This is a genomic window from Streptomyces sp. NPDC001714, assembly GCF_042892755.1.
Taxonomy (GTDB): domain Bacteria; phylum Actinomycetota; class Actinomycetes; order Streptomycetales; family Streptomycetaceae; genus Streptomyces.
Genome location: NZ_JBIAUL010000001.1, coordinates 41357 through 57908 on the forward strand (window position 1 = coordinate 41357; position 16552 = coordinate 57908).

The window sequence follows — 16552 nt, forward strand, 5'->3', positions numbered from 1 at the left end:
CCTGCCTTTCGGTGACCTCCTCGACGAGGGCCGTACAACACAAAACGCGAAGCCGACTCGCCGGTTTTTCTGTTGTTCCCGCGGCTGCCGCGGGGTCTCCGTTCCGACAGCCGGACTCTGCGCGGAGGAACAGACCCACATGACCGAGAACCATCGGAGCGGACCCGACCCCGGCGTGGTGACGGCCGCCCGCGCGGGGGACAGAGCGGCCCTGGAGCACCTGGTGACCGCGTGTCTGCCGCTGGTCTACAACATCGTCGGCCGGGCCCTGAACGGTCATGCCGACGTCGACGACGTCGTACAGGAGACGCTGTTGCGCATGGTGCGGGGGCTGGAGAAGCTGCGGGACCCGTCCGCGTTCCGGTCGTGGCTCGTCGCCATCACGATCCGGCAGGTGCGCAACCGGGAGCAGTCGCGGGCCACGGACCGGGAGCGCAGGGCACAGCTGGACGACGCGGAGGCGATCACCGACCCGGCGCTCGACTTCGCCGGGCTGACCATCCTGCGGCTGGGGCTGACCGAGCAGCGCCGGGAGGTCGCGGAGGCGACGCGCTGGCTCGACCCCGACGACCAGGAGTTGCTGTCCCTGTGGTGGCTGGAGGAGACCGGCGACCTGGAGCGCGCCGAACTCGCCGGTGCGCTCGGGCTGTCCGATCGGCATGCCGCGGTGCGGGTGCAGCGGATGAAGAAGCAGATGGAGGTCTCGCGGGGTGTGGTGCGGGGGCTGGCGGCCGACCCGCGCTGCGCCGAGCTGGACGGGATCGCCGCGCCGTGGGACGGCACACCGAGTCCGCTGTGGCGCAAGCGGTTCGGCCGTCACATACGTGGCTGCGGGGTGTGCGCGGGCCTGGAGCGGGGGCTGCTGCCGATGGACCGGTTGCTGAGCGGCCTCCCGCTGGTGGCCGTACCGGCCGGCCTCGACCCGGCCCGGGTGCTGGCCCACGTCACCGCGCCGCATGTCACCGCGCCCCATGTCACCGCGGGGCATGGCACCGCGTCCGCTGATTCCAGCGGCGGGGGCGGTCTTCCGCGGCGGCGGCACGGACGTACGGGCAGGCGGGTGGGCAAGCGGATGGGCAGGCAACTCGTGGGCAAGCAGGCCGTCGTGGGTGGTTCGGCGGCGGTCGCGGTCGTCGCGGCGGTCGCGCTGGTCGCGGCCCGGATGACGGCGGGCCCGTCCGCGCCGGCCGCGGACACGGCCCCGCCGCCGACGCCGGTGGCCGTGGCCTCCCCGAGTCCGAGCCCGACGCACTCCGCCTCCCCGTCACCGTCCGCCACCCGCGGCGCGTCCCCGAAGCCGTCGGTCAAGCCGGCCCCTTCGAAGCACCCGGCGGCCCCGGTGCGGGTGGCCTCCGGCGCCAAGAAGGGCGTCGGGGTGTGGACGTTCAATGGCGTGAGCCAGGCGCTCGCCGCGAGCGGGGCGAGCTGGTACTACACCTGGAACACCCGGCACCAGGGCGTGACGACCCCGTCCTCGGTCTCGTTCGTGCCGATGATCTGGGGGGCCGCGTCCGTCACCGATGCGGCGCTGGCGCAGGCACGGGCGGCGGGACCGTACCTCCTGGGCTTCAACGAACCCGACATGGCGCAGCAGTCGAACATGACCGTCGATCAGGCGCTGGGGCTGTGGCCCAAGCTGATGGCGGCGGGCAAGGTGCTGGGCAGCCCGGCGGTGGCGTACGGCGGGGACACGGCCGGCGGCTGGCTGGACCGGTTCATGTCCGGGGCGAAGGCGAAGGGGTACCGGGTCGACTTCATCACGCTGCACTGGTACGGCGGCGACTTCCGCACCCCGCAGGCGGTGCAGCAGCTGACCTCGTACCTGGCGACGGTGTACGCCCGGTACCACAAGCCGATCTGGCTCACCGAGTACGCGCTGATCGACTTCTCGCAGGGGACCCGGTTCCCGTCGGCTCAGCAGCAGGCGGACTTCGTCACCGCGTCCACGAAGGCGCTGGACGCGCTGTCGTACGTGCAGCGGTACGCGTGGTTCGGGCTCGGTGCGGACCCGGCGAAGCCGAGCAGCGGACTCTTCACGAGCGGTACGGCGGCCACGGCGGCGGGCCGGGCCTTCCAGGCGGCGCGCTGAACGGAGGGGGCCGGTACGGCGGCCGGCACCGGCCCCCTCCGGCTATGGGCTGACACCCCAGGTGACGCGGTAGCCGCACTCTCCGGAGCAGGTGAAGACGCTGGTCGCGTCGTCGCACGCACTGGGGGCGGGCGGGGTGGGCGCCGGTGCAGCAGGTCTGGTCCGTGTTGAACACCAGGCAGGCGCTCAGGCAGGCGACGACGTGGCCGTCCCGGACGCGTCGCAGCTTCTCGGGGCAGGTCGCGATGGTGTCCTTGACGCAGCCGGCCGCGGTGCAGCCGTTGCTGTCGACCTTGTCGGCGGAGGTGCCGCCGTAACTGTTGATCCACATCGGCAGGTTGTAGCCCTCGACCTGGCTGACGTCGTAGAAGTCCATGCCGTTCCAGGCGTTCAGGTTGAACTCGGCGAGGGTGGAGGGGAATCAGTGGCCGGCCGTATACGCCGTCGGCGGAACGCCCACCGTCGCCTTGAAGTCGCGGATCAGGTGGGCCTGGTCCGCGTAGCCCAACTCGGCTGCCAGGGCTGCCCAGTCCACGTCTGCCTCGTTCCCCGCCCGTTCCAGGGCCTCGTGGATCCGGCACCGGAGGACGGCCCATTTCGGGGTGATGCCGACGTAGTCGGCGAAGAGGCGTTGCAGGCCGCGTACGGAGATGCCCTGGGCCCGTGCGAAGTCGCCGACGCGGCGGGCGGTGTGGTCGGTCCTGATCCGTTCGGCGAGGGCCATGGCGCGGTCGGCCCGCGGGTCGGGGGCGGGGCAGAGCGCGAGCAGGAAGGCGTCGAGGGCGGCCACGCGGTCGGCGTCGTCGCTGGGGCCCGCCACCGCGCGGGCCGTCTCGGCGGTGGCCCGCGGGAGCACCTCGTCGGCCCGGAGGGCGCGGCCCGTCCAGTGGGAGACCGGGTGGCCGGGGGCGTACGGCCGGAAGCCGCCGGGGCGGAACTTGACGCCGCACACCCGGCCTCGGCCGGTGAGCCTGCGGGCGTAGAGGCCGAGGGCGACGCCGGTGAGTTCGGCGTAGGGCGGGCCTTCGGCCTCGTCCCACTGGAAGGTGAGGTTGACGGACGGGTGCGGGACCACGTGGGAGACGTACGGCTCGGGCAGGTCCCAGTCGATGAACCAGTACGTCTCGATGTGCCGGCGCAGCGGCTCGGCGGGCCGGTGGCGCCGGAACCGTACCCGGGAGAGGAGCCCGGCCGGGTCGACGATCCCGCGGGTGTCGTGGACGGGGCCGGGCGGGGGTCCGGAGGGGGCGGCCATGGCCGGATCGTACGTCCCGGCGCGGTGTCGCGTTTGTTCAATAAGGGGTGCGGGCGGGGTTCGTACGGTCGGCGCATGGAGACGAACACGAGCAGTGTGCGGACGTACGGCATCGGTGAGCTGCTGGGCAGGGCGCGGGACGGGGCCGTGCCGGTGGTGCGGGGGGTGCCGGACGAGGCACTCGGCGCGCCCACGCCCTGTGCCGAGTACGACGTGAAGGCCCTGGTCAACCATCTCCTCCACGTGATCGTGGAGTTCCAGGCGCTGGCCGCGAAGGGGACGGCGGACTTCACCCGGACACCCGACCGGGTCGGGGCGGGCCCGGACTGGCGGGAGCGGTTCGCGGCCGAGGCCGAGCGGCTGGTGGCGGCCTGGTCGGCGCCGGGGGCGGAGGACGGCCTGACGGGGGCGATGAACATGCCCGCGCGGACCGTCGGCTCGATGGCGCTGCTGGATCTGACCGTGCACGTGTGGGATCTGGCGCGGGCCACCGGGCAGCCGGAGCCGGCGGCCGACCCGGCGGTGGTGGCGGAGCTGGCCGGGCAGGTCGCGGGGCTGGCGCCGACCGCGCGGGCGATGGGGATGTTCGGGGAGCCGGTGGCGGTGGCGCAGGGGGCGTCGGAGTTCGAGCGGCTGCTGGCGGCGACCGGGCGGGAGCCGGGCTGGAAGGCGTAGCGAGCACGCGGGGGAATAGGTGGCGGTGGGGTCTCGTTCTGCAGGTATAGTTGAATCGTAAACAACCTGGAGGGTGAGCGAGCATGCAGTTCGGGATCTTCACGGTCGGCGACGTCACGACGGACCCCACCACGGGCCGGACGCCGAGCGAGCGGGAGCGCATCAAGGCGATGGTCGCGATCGCGCTGAAGGCCGAGGAGGTCGGCCTGGACGTGTTCGCGACGGGTGAGCACCACAACCCGCCGTTCGTGCCGTCGTCGCCGACCACCATGCTCGGTTACGTCGCCGCGCAGACGGAGAAGCTGATCCTCTCCACCTCCACCACCCTCATCACCACCAACGACCCGGTGAAGATCGCCGAGGACTTCGCGATGCTCCAGCACCTGGCCGACGGCCGCGTGGACCTGATGATGGGCCGCGGCAACACCGGGCCGGTCTACCCGTGGTTCGGGCAGGACATCCGCGAGGGCATCAACCTCGCCGTCGAGAACTACGCCCTGCTGCGCCGGCTGTGGCGCGAGGACGTCGTCGACTGGGAGGGCAAGTTCCGCACCCCGCTGCAGGGCTTCACCTCCACCCCGCGGCCGATGGACGACGTGCCGCCGTTCGTCTGGCACGGCTCGATCCGCTCGCCCGAGATAGCGGAGCAGGCCGCCTACTACGGCGACGGCTTCTTCCACAACAACATCTTCTGGCCCGCCGACCACACCAAGCGGATGGTCGAGTTCTACCGGAAGCGGTTCGCGCACTACGGGCACGGCACGCCCGAGCAGGCGATCGTCGGGCTCGGCGGCCAGGTGTTCATGCGGAAGAACTCGCAGGACGCGGTGCGCGAGTTCCGGCCGTACTTCGACAACGCGCCGGTCTACGGGCACGGGCCCTCGCTGGAGGACTTCACCGACCAGACCCCGCTGACGGTGGGCTCGCCGCAGCAGGTGATCGAGAAGACCCTGGGCTTCCGCGAGTACGCGGGTGACTACCAGCGCCAGCTGTTCCTCATGGACCACGCGGGGCTGCCGCTGAAGACGGTCCTGGAGCAGCTCGACATGCTCGGCGAGGAGGTCGTGCCGGTGCTGCGCAAGGAGTTCGCGAAGGGCCGCCCGGCGGACGTCCCGGAGGCGCCGACGCACGCGTCGCTGCTGGCCGCCGCCGCTGAGGAGAAGAAGACCGAGAAGAAGGAGGTCGGGGCATGAAGCTCGTCGTCGTCTCGGCGGGGCTGAGTGTGCCGTCGTCCACGCGGCTGCTGGCCGACCGGCTGGCGGCGGCCGTGGGCCGGCAGGCCGAGGTCGAGCTGGAGGTGGTGGAGCTGCGCGACCTCGCGGTCGAGATCGCGCACAACTTCACCAACGGGTTCCCCGGGCGCAAGCTCGCGGCGGCCCTGGAGGCGGTGACCGAGGCGGACGGCCTGATCGCGGTCACACCGGTGTTCACGGCCTCCTACAGCGGGCTGTTCAAGTCGTTCTTCGACGTGCTCGACAAGGACGCGCTGGCGGGCAAGCCGGTGCTGATCGCGGCGACCGGGGGTACGGCACGGCACTCGCTGGTGCTGGAGCACGCGCTGCGGCCGATGTTCGCGTACCTGCGGGCGGTGGTCGTGCCGACGGGTGTGTACGCGGCGTCCGAGGACTGGGGTGCCGAGGGCCTGGAGGGCCGGGTCGAGCGGGCGGCGGGGGAACTGGCGGGGCTGATGCAGGGGCTGAGCCGGCCGTCGCGCGAGGAGCCCGAGGCTCTGCCGGTCGTCCCGTTCGCGGAGCAGCTGGCGAGGCTGGCCGCGAGCTGAGGGGGGCAGGGGAGGGGGTTTCACTCGCCCGCGTTGGCGGGGTGCCGCTGCGCCCACCCGTGCCGCCCTGCGGCACGCCCGCCCGCAGCTATGTAGCTGACGTGACTGCAGCGTGCCCCTTTAGGGGCGCGGGGAACTGCGCGAGCAACCCCCACCGGCCCGCAGCCGAATCGCGGCGCCCGGTTGCCTCTGTGACGGTGAGAGGCAGGTAAAAAGGGTGATCGTAGGCCCGCTCACCACGGCAGAACCGCCGGAGGCCTTGGCAGACTGGGGAGGTGCCCCAGACTGTGCTGCTCGCCGAAGACGACCGCGCCATCCGCCACGCCCTGGAGCGGGCCCTCACCCTGGAGGGTTATGAGGTGACGGCGGTCGCGGACGGTGTGGAGGCCTTGGCGCACGCCCATCGCACCACCCCGGACGTCCTCGTCCTCGACGTGATGATGCCCGGCATCGACGGCCTCCAGGTCTGCCGCGTCCTGCGGGCGGAAGGGGACCGTACCCCCATCCTCATGCTGACCGCGCTGGTGGAGACCGCCGACCGGATCGCGGGACTGGACGCCGGCGCCGACGACTACGTCGTCAAGCCCTTCGACGTGGAAGAGGTCTTCGCCCGGCTGCGGGCGCTGCTGCGCCGGACCTCGCCCGTGACCACCGGCGCCGGCAGCGGCGCAGGCAGCGGCGGTGGCGTGGTCGCCGCCGAGCCCGGCCGGGAGCCGCAGGTCTCCGACCGGCAGGTCGAGGCGGCCGGCCTGCGGATGGACCTCCAGGCCCGCCGGGCCTGGCGCGGCAAGCGCGAGCTGGAGCTGACCCGCACCGAGTTCGAGCTGCTGGAGCTGCTCGCGCGCAACGCGGGCATCGTCCTCGACCACTCCACGATCTACGACCGCATCTGGGGCTACGACTTCGGCCCCGGTTCCAAGAACCTCGCCGTCTACGTCGGCTACCTGCGCCGCAAGCTCGACGAGCCGGGCGCCCCGCAGCTGATCCACACCGTCCGGGGCGTCGGTTACGTGCTGCGGGAGGACTGAGTGGGCCCGCTCCGGCGCCTGGAGCGGCTCACGCGGGTCCTGGCCCGGCGCCGGCCGGGCCTGGTCTCCCTGCGGACCACCTTCGTGGTCTCCTTCGCGGCGGTCACCGCCGCCGTGACCATCGTCGTCGGCATCCTGTCGTACAACGCCGCCGCCCGGCTGGTCCGCGTCGACCAGCAGTCGGTGTTCACCCAGGTCGTCTCCGACGTCCAGGACGAGGTCAAGCAGCACAAGATGGTGCCGGCGGACTTCTCCTCGTCCCAGCCCGGCCACGACCTGGTCCGGCCCGCGCGCACCGACGTCCAGGTGCTCGGCGCGCAGGGCGAGATCATCGACCGCGGCAGCCCGGTGCTGCCCGTCACCGCCGCGGACCGGGCGGCCGCCACCGCCGCGGAGGCCGGGAAGACGGTCCAGCACAAGGACGTCCAGGCCGGCGAGGACCTGTTCCGGATCGCCACGGTCGCGCTCGGCGGCGGCCGGGGCGCGGTGCAGGTGGCGCAGGAGTTCAGCGACACCGAGGACCTGCTCAACGCGCTCCAGCAGCGGACACTGCTGCTGATGGCGGCGGTGGTGGTGGCCGCCGGGCTGTTCGGCTGGTGGCTGGCGCGGCGGATCACCCGCCGGCTGGTGATCCTGACGTCGGCGGCGGAGAACGTGGCCCGCACCCGGCAGCTCGGCATCCAGGTGCCGGTGACGGGACTGGACGAGGTGGGCCGGCTGGGCCGCGCCTTCGACCGGATGCTGGGCCGCCTCGCCCAGTCGGAGGAGGACCAGCGGCGCCTGGTCCAGGACGCGGGCCACGAGCTCCGTACTCCGCTGACCTCGCTGCGTACGAACATCTCCCTGCTCCGCCGGATCGACGAACTCCCGCCCGCGACCCGTGACGAGCTCGTCGCCGACCTCGGCCAGGAGGCACGCGAGCTGACCGACCTGGTCAACGAACTGGTCGACCTCGCGGCCGGGCAGTCCGACACCGAGCCGCCGCAGCACGTGGACCTGGCCGACATCGCGGAGGACGTGGCGGGGCTGGCCCGGCGCCGTACCGGACGCGAGATCGTCGTGCGGGCGGCCGGCGACACCACGACCGACGGCCGGCCCGGCATGCTCCAGCGGGCCGTCTCCAACCTCGTCGAGAACGCGGCCAAGTTCGACCGGGACGGCAAGGCCCCCATCGAGATCAGTGTCACCGGCCCCGCCCGGCCGGGCACGGTCCGCGTCGAGGTCCTCGACCGGGGCCCCGGTATCGCCGAGGGCGACCTGATCCGCATCTTCGACCGCTTCTACCGCGCCGCCGACGCGCGCTCCCTGCCCGGCTCCGGCCTCGGCCTCTCCATCGTCCGCGAGGTCGCCATGGCCCACGGCGGCGCCCCCTTCGCCTTCCGCAGGGAGGGCGGCGGCGCGGTGATCGGGTTCACGGTGGGCGGGGGGATCACGGGCGGCACGCCTCGCGGTTGACCCGGTTGACCTGCGGTGACCCGACGCTGACCTGCGGTGGCCCGCGGCTGACCTGCGGTGACCCGACGCTGACCTGCGGTGGCCCGCGGTTGCCGCGCCTGGCTCGGGCCGTCAGTGCCCCGGCTGGCCGGCCGTGTGTTCCGGTGCGGCGCGCAGACGCCCGCCGTTGCCCGCTCTCCCCGATCCGGAGATTCTGTGTGAAAGCTGAGCAGGATCTGTTGCCCAGCTGTTCGTGTGCTGTTCATTCATGCCGACCGCATTGGCATGCACATGGATGATCTGCTCCCCCAAGGTCCACACCACCTGGGGGAATCGTGTGCCCTGCCGCCGTACGGATTCGGCTCGTCTTCGTCCTCGCCCTGGCGTTGCTCACCGGCCTGCTCGGGCCGAGCGTGGGGCACGCCGGCGCGTCGACGGTGGTGTCCAGGCCACTGCCGCCCGGCGCGGTCTCCGCGCCCGCCAAGCCCGACCCGAACCGGCCGACACAGAGCCGTGGCAAGTCGGGAGACGCCTGGCACAAGGCGGTCGCCCGCTTCGACGCCGCGGTAAAGACCCAGAAGACCCGGCACGTACCAGCCCAGATCCCGGTGGCCTCGGCCGACCGCAAGGCCCAGCAGAAGGCCGCGGCTCTGCGTACCGCCCACCTGCTCCCCAAGCGCCCACCGCACCTGAGGCGGCAGCCCGGCACCCAGAGCCCAGCTCGCCGGAGCGCCTTGAGCACCGCGACGACGGACGCCTGCGTCACCGGGGGTACCCTGCCGTCGGCCCCCACCCCCTACGGCGCCACCTACACCCCCGAGACCCCCTTCGCGGTGCAGCCCGCGCACGACGTCGACGGGGCGATGTGGGTCACCGTGAAGAACACCTCGACCAAGGACTGGGCGGCCAACTCCGTCATCCTCGGCTACCACCTCTACTGGTCGAACAACACCGCCTACAACTGCAACGGTTACGGCGTCCTGATCAACAAGGCCGTGGCCCGGGGTCAGTCGATCCGGGTCCTTTCCTATGTGGAGCCGCTGCCGGCGGGCTCGTTCAAGCTCGTCTGGGATGCCGAACTCAACACCACCGACGGCTCTGACACCTGGTTCTCCACGCACGGCGTCCCGGTCAGCCCCGCCCTGTCGTTCACCATCCCGCACTCCGCGCCGAGCGGCCACCTGGTCTACCCGCAGTGGGACGCGACCGTCGCCACGCTCACCCCGCAGCTGGAGATCGGTCTCTCGGCGGACAAGACCCAGCCGGTGCAGTCCGAGTTCACGGTGTGCGAGGACGCGGCCGCCACCAAGGGCTGCCACGACTCCGGCTGGCTGGGCGTCACCATGGGCGACAGCTTCGACTCGTTCTCCCTCTGGACCGTGTCGTACGGGTGGCTCAAATGGAACACCACCTACTACTGGCGGGCCCGGGTCAAGGACTCCCTCACCAGCCCCTGGTCGGCGATGAGCCCTTTCACCCCCGTGGTCTCCCCGCCTGCCTCCAACGGCTCCCACTACGGGGTGGATCCGGCCACGCTCGACCCGGCCGGTGTGAACCTCTTCGCCGGCAACTACACCCGCGCCGAGACCGACCTCGCTGTCCCGGTCCCCGACGGGGCGCAGCCCCTGAGGGTGGACCGCACCTACAACTCCGTCAACACGGTCAACGGCGCCTTCGGCACCGGCTGGTCCTCGATCCTGGACATGGCGATCGACCCCACGTCAGAGGGCTGGATGCGGGCCTCCTTCAAGGACGGCAAGCAGATCCAGTTCGGCAAGAACCCCGACGGCAGCTGGGCACCGTCGTACGGCGAGGGCGACTCGGTGAAGTACGAGGTGGAGCACGACACTGGCGTGCCCTGGCTGCGGTTCAAGGACGGCTCGTCCGCCGAGTTCTCGCCGACCGGCGGCCACCAGCCCGTGAAGCGGTTCTACTCGCCCAACGGCAGCCAGCTGTACTTCGGCGTCAGCGGCGGCCACATCACGGAGATCGACGAGGGCCCCTCCCAGCGGTCGATCTTCCTGACCTGGACCGGCAGTCACGTCACCTCGGTGTCGGCGGGCCTGGCCTCCGGCGAGCGCTGGAACACCTGGAGCTACTTCTACACCGGCAACCAGCTCACCAAGGTCTGCGACGCCGAACCGACTCCCCGCTGCACCACCTACGGCTACGGGGGCACCGACTCCTCCCACACGGTGCCCCGGCTGACCCAGATCACCCGCCCCAACACGGCCGCCGTCACCAAGCTGACGTACAGCGGCGACCGCCTCTACACCCTCGCCTACCCCTCGGACCTGGTCAGCGGCGGCTGGGACACCTGGTTCTACCGGCGCACCGACCCGCCGAGCGGCGACACGAACGCCTCCGACGTCATCCACACCACCGACCCGACCGGCGTCAACGTCTACTACGAGTTCGACGCGCACGGCAGCCTGCTCTCCCGGTGGACCGGCGGAACCACGCCCACCCACGGCAACACCCGCAGCTGGCAGTACGACTCCACCGGCCGGGTCGCCGGCCTGATGGACGAGAACGACAACATCACCGAGTACTACTGGGACAGCATCACCGGCCGGCTCCAGGACCAGAACCGCTACCGGGACACCTCCGGCACGATCGTCAACACCCACTACGAGTACGACTCGACGCCGTACGCCAACACCCTCTCCGTCGCCGACGGCAACCACCACGCCGTCACCATGACCTACAGCGGCGAGCGCCTGAAGACCCGCACCACCCCGCCGACCAAGTCCGCCCCGAACGGCGCGACGACCACCTACGGCTACACCTGCGACTCCGGCACCCAGCCACCGGTGGTCAACGACCCGTCAGCACCGGCCGGCAGCGTCCAGCCATGCGGCCTGCTCGCCACCGTCACCGACCCGGACGGGCACGTCACCCGGTACGGCTACGACCGCTTCGGCGACCGCACCCTGCAACAGCTGCCCACCGGCGGCGCGGTCAACAGCTACTTCGACACGCACGGCATGATGACCCGCCAGGTCGTCTCCGGCACCCCGGGCGGCTCCGGCTACACGACCTCGTACACGTACGACACCCACGGGCGGGTGGTTTCCGCCATCGGCGACCCGGTGTCCGACCCCCTGGTGGTGGGGGGCGGCTGGAACGACCAGCTCAAGGTCTTCTACGGCTACGACGCGGACGGCAATGTCTCCTTCACCTCACGCGTCGACTCCCTCAATCTGCCCGAGGTGGACGACGTCACGCGCTACGAGAGCTACGCCTACGACGCACGGGACCGCCTCACCAGCACCACCACCGAGAACGACCAGGGGAGCGGACCCGAGTCGTACGTCCTGTCCCACCAGCTCTACGACGGGGTGGGCCACGTCGCGGACTCCTGGGACGCCAACAACATCCACTACCACTACACCTACGACTCGCGCGGCCAGCTCAACTCCGTCGCCATCCCCGAGTACACGGACACGCCCGGCCAGAGCGGCGCCACCACCCGCAGCGTGCGCCTGAAGGCCTACGGCTACGACAACGCCGGCCGGCTGGAGGACTTCTGGGACGCCAAGGGCCACGTCGTGTCGTACACCTACACCCACGACGACCTGCTGAAGTCCGAGACGTACATCGCGCACGCCGACCCGGACAACCCGAACTCCACCCGGGACGTCCCCCTGCACTCCTACACCTACGACCTGGCCGGCAACCTGGTCCAGGACATCGAGGGCGGTGGCAGCGACGCCCGCACCACGACGTACGGCTACGACGACGCCAACGAGCGCACCTCGACGACTGTCGACCCGGCCGGCCTGAACCGCACCACCGCCTACAGCTACGACAAGGCGGGCCTGCAGACCGGCACCGCGGTCTCCGACGCCACCCGCACCGAGTCCACCAGCCAGTCCTACGACCCGGTGACCGGTGCCATGACCCAGTCGGTGGTCCACAACGACGCCACCGCCGACCTCGTCACCAAGTACACCCGGGACACCTTCGGCCGCGTCCTCACGGTCACCGACCCGCGCCAGAACACGACGTCCTACACGTACGACGCGATGGGCCGCACCTCGACGGTGACCGGACCCGCGGTGCCGGTCGAGGACGGGTCCGGTGCGGGGGCGACGATGACCCGGCCCGTCACGAAGTACGGCTACGACGCCTTCGGCGACACGACGGGCATGCGCGATCCCAAGGGGGGCGGCTCGAGTTTCGGGTACGACAGGCGCGGCGAACTGACCGACATCCACCGCAACGACGGCTCGTCGGACCACCGCGCCTACGACCACGCCGGGAACGTGGTGTCCGACACGAACACCGACTCCGGCCGCACCGACTACACCTACGACGCCCGCAACCGGGTGCACACCGCGACCCGCTGGAACCGGGACACGAACAAGGCCGACGGCACCCCCGCCACCTACATCTACGACGACAACTCCAACCTGCTGTCGGCCATCTCCTACACCGGCGCCCAGACGCTGAGCACCTACGACGACATGGACCGCCGGCAGACGGTGGACCAGGTCGTCCGCAACGGCACCGCCACCCCCGACCAGGACATCACCCAGTACCGCTACGACGACTTCGGCGAGCCGACGCACAGCTGGCAGACGATCAACGGCACGGTCTTCGAGTCCCGCTCCGGCTACAACGCGGCGGGCGAGCTCAGCTCCGTGTCGGAGACCGGCCGGGGTACCACGAACTACCTCCACGACGTCGCGGGCCGGCTCACCCGGGTCACCGACCCGCTGCAGCGCTCCACCGAGACCGTCTACGACCTCGCCGGCCGCCGCACCGCGGTCATCGCCAGGGACCCCGACGGCAACGAGGTGGCGCGCACCGACTACACCGTGGACCCGGCGGGCAACGTCACGGCAGTCAAGGACCCCAACAGGAACGTCTGGCAGGCGAGTTACGACGCCGGGAACCGGCTCACCGCCCTGACCGACCCGGCCCCGACCGCCGCCGACGGCACGGTCGCCGCCAACCCGGTCACCACCTTCGGCTACGACGAGCTCGGCGACGCCACCCGCGTCACCGACGCCGACCAGCACACGACGTACCAGACGTACATCGGCAGCTGGCTGCACACCCGGGTGGAACCCGCCACCAGCGCCCAGCCGGCCGCCGCCGACCGCACCTGGACGTACGAGCACAGCTCCGGAGTGGGCGGACGCGTCACCAAGGTGACCGAACCCGGGGGCGTCTCCACGTCGTACACCTACGACACCTACTACCGGAACACCGGCCAGACCGGCACCGGCGGCGCGGGCGGCACGACGACCCGGTCGTTCGGCTACGACCTGGACGACCGGCCGACCTCGATCGGCACCCCCAGCGGTACCCAGACCTTCACCTACGACGACCGCGCCCTGCTCACCGGCAGCAGCGGCCCGCTGGGCACCTCTTCCTACCGCTACGACCCGCTCGGCCGCCTCACCTACCAGCAGGACCCGGCGACGTCGGTGTCCTACGGCTACAGCGGCCTGGAGGACGTCGGGAACGTCCACGACGGGCTGACCGGCGCCAGCGTGTTCTACACCCGGGACACGGCCGGCCAGGTCAAGAAGATCACCGGCAGCGTGCCGGGCGAGGGCACCTACTACCCCGTCCAGGACTTCACCTACGACGGCCTCGGCCGCCTCACCTCCGAGACCATCACCCCCGACGCCCCTTTCCAGGACCAGAAGAGCACGCTCTCCTACACCTGGGACAAGAACGGCAACCTGAAGACCGCCACCCGCACCGGCCGCTACATCGCCGCGGGCACCACCGACTACGACTACGACGAGGACAACCGGCTGGTCCGTTCCTCGACGGAGGGTGCCACACCGACCGGCACCGACTACACCTGGGACGCGGTGGGCAACCGCACCTGGGCCACGCCGTGGTCGGGCACCGCGCACACCCCCACCGGCCAGACCACGTCGGCACAGTACGACGAGCGCAACCGCCTCACCCGCACCGCCGTCTCCGGTGGCGACACCACCACCTACGACTGGACGACGCGCGGAACTCTGGCCAAGACCACCACGGCCACGGCGAGCGGCTCGACGTCGAGCGCGGCATCGGTCTTCGACTCCTTCGACCGCCTGGTCGGCGACGGACAGCACACCTACTCCTACGACAGCCTGGACCGCCTCCTGTCGGTCTCCGACGGCACGACCACCCGTCAACTCGGCTACGGCGGACTGTCGAAGGAGCCGGACGGCGACGGCAGCTGGACCTACGCCCGCACCGCGGACGGCACCCTGCTGTCCGGCAAGCCGGCCGGCGGCATCGCCATGCCCCTGGTCCAGGACGTGCACGGCAACGTCGTGGCCTCGCTGGACACGACCTTCGGCGACGTGTTCGCCTCCCGCGCCTACGACCCCTTCGGCAAGGTCACCGCCCAGTCCAACGCGGCGACCATGACCGCCGGCTTCCAGGGCAGCTGGACCGACTCGACCACGGGCCGGGTCTCCGCCGAGTCCCGCTGGTACGACCCGGGCAGCGGCACCTTCGCCTCGGCGGACACCGCCTCGGTCCCGGTCACCGGCGCCACCTCCACCAACGACTACCTGTACGCGAACGCCAACCCCACCAGCCGGCTCGACCCCGACGGCCACATGTCGCTCTTGGGCCTCGCCAACCGCGCGCTGGACTGGAGCCAGTCCGCGATCGACGAGGAGTTCGCGAACATCACCCGGGGCCTCGGTTCCGCGGCCGCCGAGACCACGGGCGCCCTGGCCGAGGGAGCGGGCGCCGTCGTGGAGGGCGCGGAGGTGGTGGCCGGGGCCGCCGCGGCCGTGGGCGCCGGCGAGGTGCTGCTCGTGGTCGGCGGTGTCGTGGTGGTCGTCGCCGCGTCCGCCGTCCTCTACGACGCCGCCACCGGGACCGCGACCTTCGACGCGTCCGCCATCCGCACGCCCGCGGTGCCACCGCCCCCGACCGCCACGGTGCAGCCGCAGCCGTCGCATCCGACGAAGCCTGTCGTCATCGGCACCAGGCAGCACACCAGCACCACCAGCTGGCAGACCACCAGCAAGTGGCTCGACGACACCTACCTCTACACACGCACCGACTACTACAGCTACACCACCACCCAGCAGTGGACGTACTACGACAACGGCACCACCTCCTACCACTGGTGGCGCAGCCCGACGAGCCACCGCTGGACCATCGACCGCCGACCGCTGATCGACCTCAACAACCCGATCAAGATCCCCACCACTGCCCCCGGCAAACCCACCGCCCCGACCATCACGGCCGCCGCCGACGACAACGCCACCTGCGGCACCCAGGGCTCCAGCACCAACAGCTGCATCGCGGCCACCCGCGACGGCGGTCTGCCACCGGGTACCGGGGACGGTGGCGGCGGGTTCTGCGTCGGCGGTCTGCTCGGCTTCAGCTGCTCGGCCGGCGGCAACCTCCTCGACATGGTCACCGGCGCCGTGGCCTGCGGTCTCGGCGACGCGGTCCTGGGATCGGTGTGCCAGGGCGGCACGGGCACGGACGGCCAGACGGCGGGCCAGTGCAGCTTCCGCGCCGATACGCCGGTCTTGATGGCGGACGGCAAGACCAAGCCGATCGGTGAGGTGAAGCCGGGCGACGAGGTGGAGGCCGCCGACCCGGGCACCGGCAAGCACCGCGGCACCCGCGAGGTCACGGCCCTCCACCGCAACCTCGACAACGACCTGGTCGACGTGACCGTCCACACCCCGGACGGCCACACCGAGACCCTCCACACCACGTCGAAACACCCGTTCTGGGACGAGACCGACCACACCTGGGTCCCGGCGGCCGACCTCAAGCCCCACGACGCCCTCGCCACCGCGGACGGCCAGAAGGCCTACGTCGTCACCGTCCACACCACCCCCGGTGCCGGTGAAAGGTACAACCTCAGCGTCGCTCAACTGCACACGTTCTACGTGCTGGCCGGCAGGACGCCTGTCCTGGTACACAATTCCGGACCTGGGCCTGAAAGTTGTTTCCGGGGTGCCAGGGAAGGTGAGTCACCGAGCTTTGTTCCTCGTCCGAACGACTTCAAGGTCGACCCCACCACGGGGTTCGTGAAAGAAACACACGGCCTTTCTGTCTTCGACAATCCGGAAAGCGTTGAAGGAAAGGGATTCGTTCCGCATGGCATAGACATGGGAAGCGTGCCCGAATCTCTTCGCGTCATTCAGCGAGGGAAAGACCCCAGGCACTTCGAGATCGTGCCGGCGCCAGGTGCTAATCTGACTCCTGGGCAGTATGCTGACGCGCTGTCTCAGATAAGAACATCGGGTAACTGAGAGGCGGCCAGTTGATTCCATACGACCTGAGGTTCCCCGAAT

8 protein-coding genes and 1 pseudogene are annotated in these 16552 nt (G+C 71.1%); 7 read left to right on the forward strand and 2 right to left on the reverse strand.

Annotation, left to right across the window (positions count from 1 at the left end):
* Window positions 1-139: 139 nt before the first annotated feature.
* Window positions 140-2089 carry a sigma-70 family RNA polymerase sigma factor gene (locus tag ACFY0P_RS00230; RefSeq protein ID WP_388905561.1) on the forward strand — a complete coding sequence of 650 codons (1950 nt, stop codon included), beginning with the start codon at window positions 140-142 and terminating at the stop codon, window positions 2087-2089.
* On the opposite strand, the pseudogene ACFY0P_RS00235 reads toward ACFY0P_RS00230, so the two are convergent.
* Window positions 2034-2495 (reverse strand): annotated as a pseudogene (locus ACFY0P_RS00235) (thaumatin family protein); the annotation flags it as partial. The gene ACFY0P_RS00230 and the pseudogene ACFY0P_RS00235 overlap by 56 nt on opposite strands.
* Window positions 2496-2510: 15 nt before the next feature.
* Window positions 2511-3344: a DUF6597 domain-containing transcriptional factor gene (locus ACFY0P_RS00240; protein WP_388905564.1), complete on the reverse strand. Its 834-nt coding sequence runs from the start codon at window positions 3342-3344 to the stop codon at window positions 2511-2513.
* 75 nt (window positions 3345-3419) lie between these two features.
* On the opposite strand from ACFY0P_RS00240, the gene ACFY0P_RS00245 reads away from it, so the two are divergent.
* The 6 genes from ACFY0P_RS00245 to ACFY0P_RS00270 all read left to right on the forward strand — a co-directional run bounded on the left by ACFY0P_RS00245 (window position 3420) and on the right by ACFY0P_RS00270 (window position 16510).
* Window positions 3420-4019: a TIGR03086 family metal-binding protein gene (locus ACFY0P_RS00245; protein ID WP_388905566.1), complete on the forward strand. Its 600-nt coding sequence runs from the start codon at window positions 3420-3422 to the stop codon at window positions 4017-4019.
* A gap of 83 nt (window positions 4020-4102) precedes the next feature.
* Window positions 4103-5212 carry an LLM class flavin-dependent oxidoreductase gene (locus ACFY0P_RS00250; RefSeq protein WP_388905568.1) on the forward strand — a complete coding sequence of 370 codons (1110 nt, stop codon included), beginning with the start codon at window positions 4103-4105 and terminating at the stop codon, window positions 5210-5212.
* Window positions 5209-5799, forward strand: a complete 591-nt coding sequence (locus ACFY0P_RS00255) for an FMN reductase (protein ID WP_388905570.1) — start codon at window positions 5209-5211, stop codon at window positions 5797-5799. Before ACFY0P_RS00250 ends, ACFY0P_RS00255 begins: the two co-directional genes overlap by 4 nt.
* A 275-nt stretch (window positions 5800-6074) precedes the next feature.
* Window positions 6075-6827, forward strand: coding sequence for a response regulator transcription factor (locus ACFY0P_RS00260; protein ID WP_388905572.1), 753 nt, complete (start codon window positions 6075-6077; stop codon window positions 6825-6827).
* On the forward strand, window positions 6828-8282 hold the full coding sequence (locus ACFY0P_RS00265; RefSeq protein WP_388905574.1) for an ATP-binding protein: 1455 nt from the start codon (window positions 6828-6830) through the stop codon (window positions 8280-8282). It begins immediately after the preceding gene.
* Window positions 8283-8596: 314 nt separating this feature from the next.
* Window positions 8597-16510, forward strand: coding sequence for an RHS repeat-associated core domain-containing protein (locus tag ACFY0P_RS00270; protein ID WP_388905576.1), 7914 nt, complete (start codon window positions 8597-8599; stop codon window positions 16508-16510).
* Window positions 16511-16552: the final 42 nt, after the last annotated feature.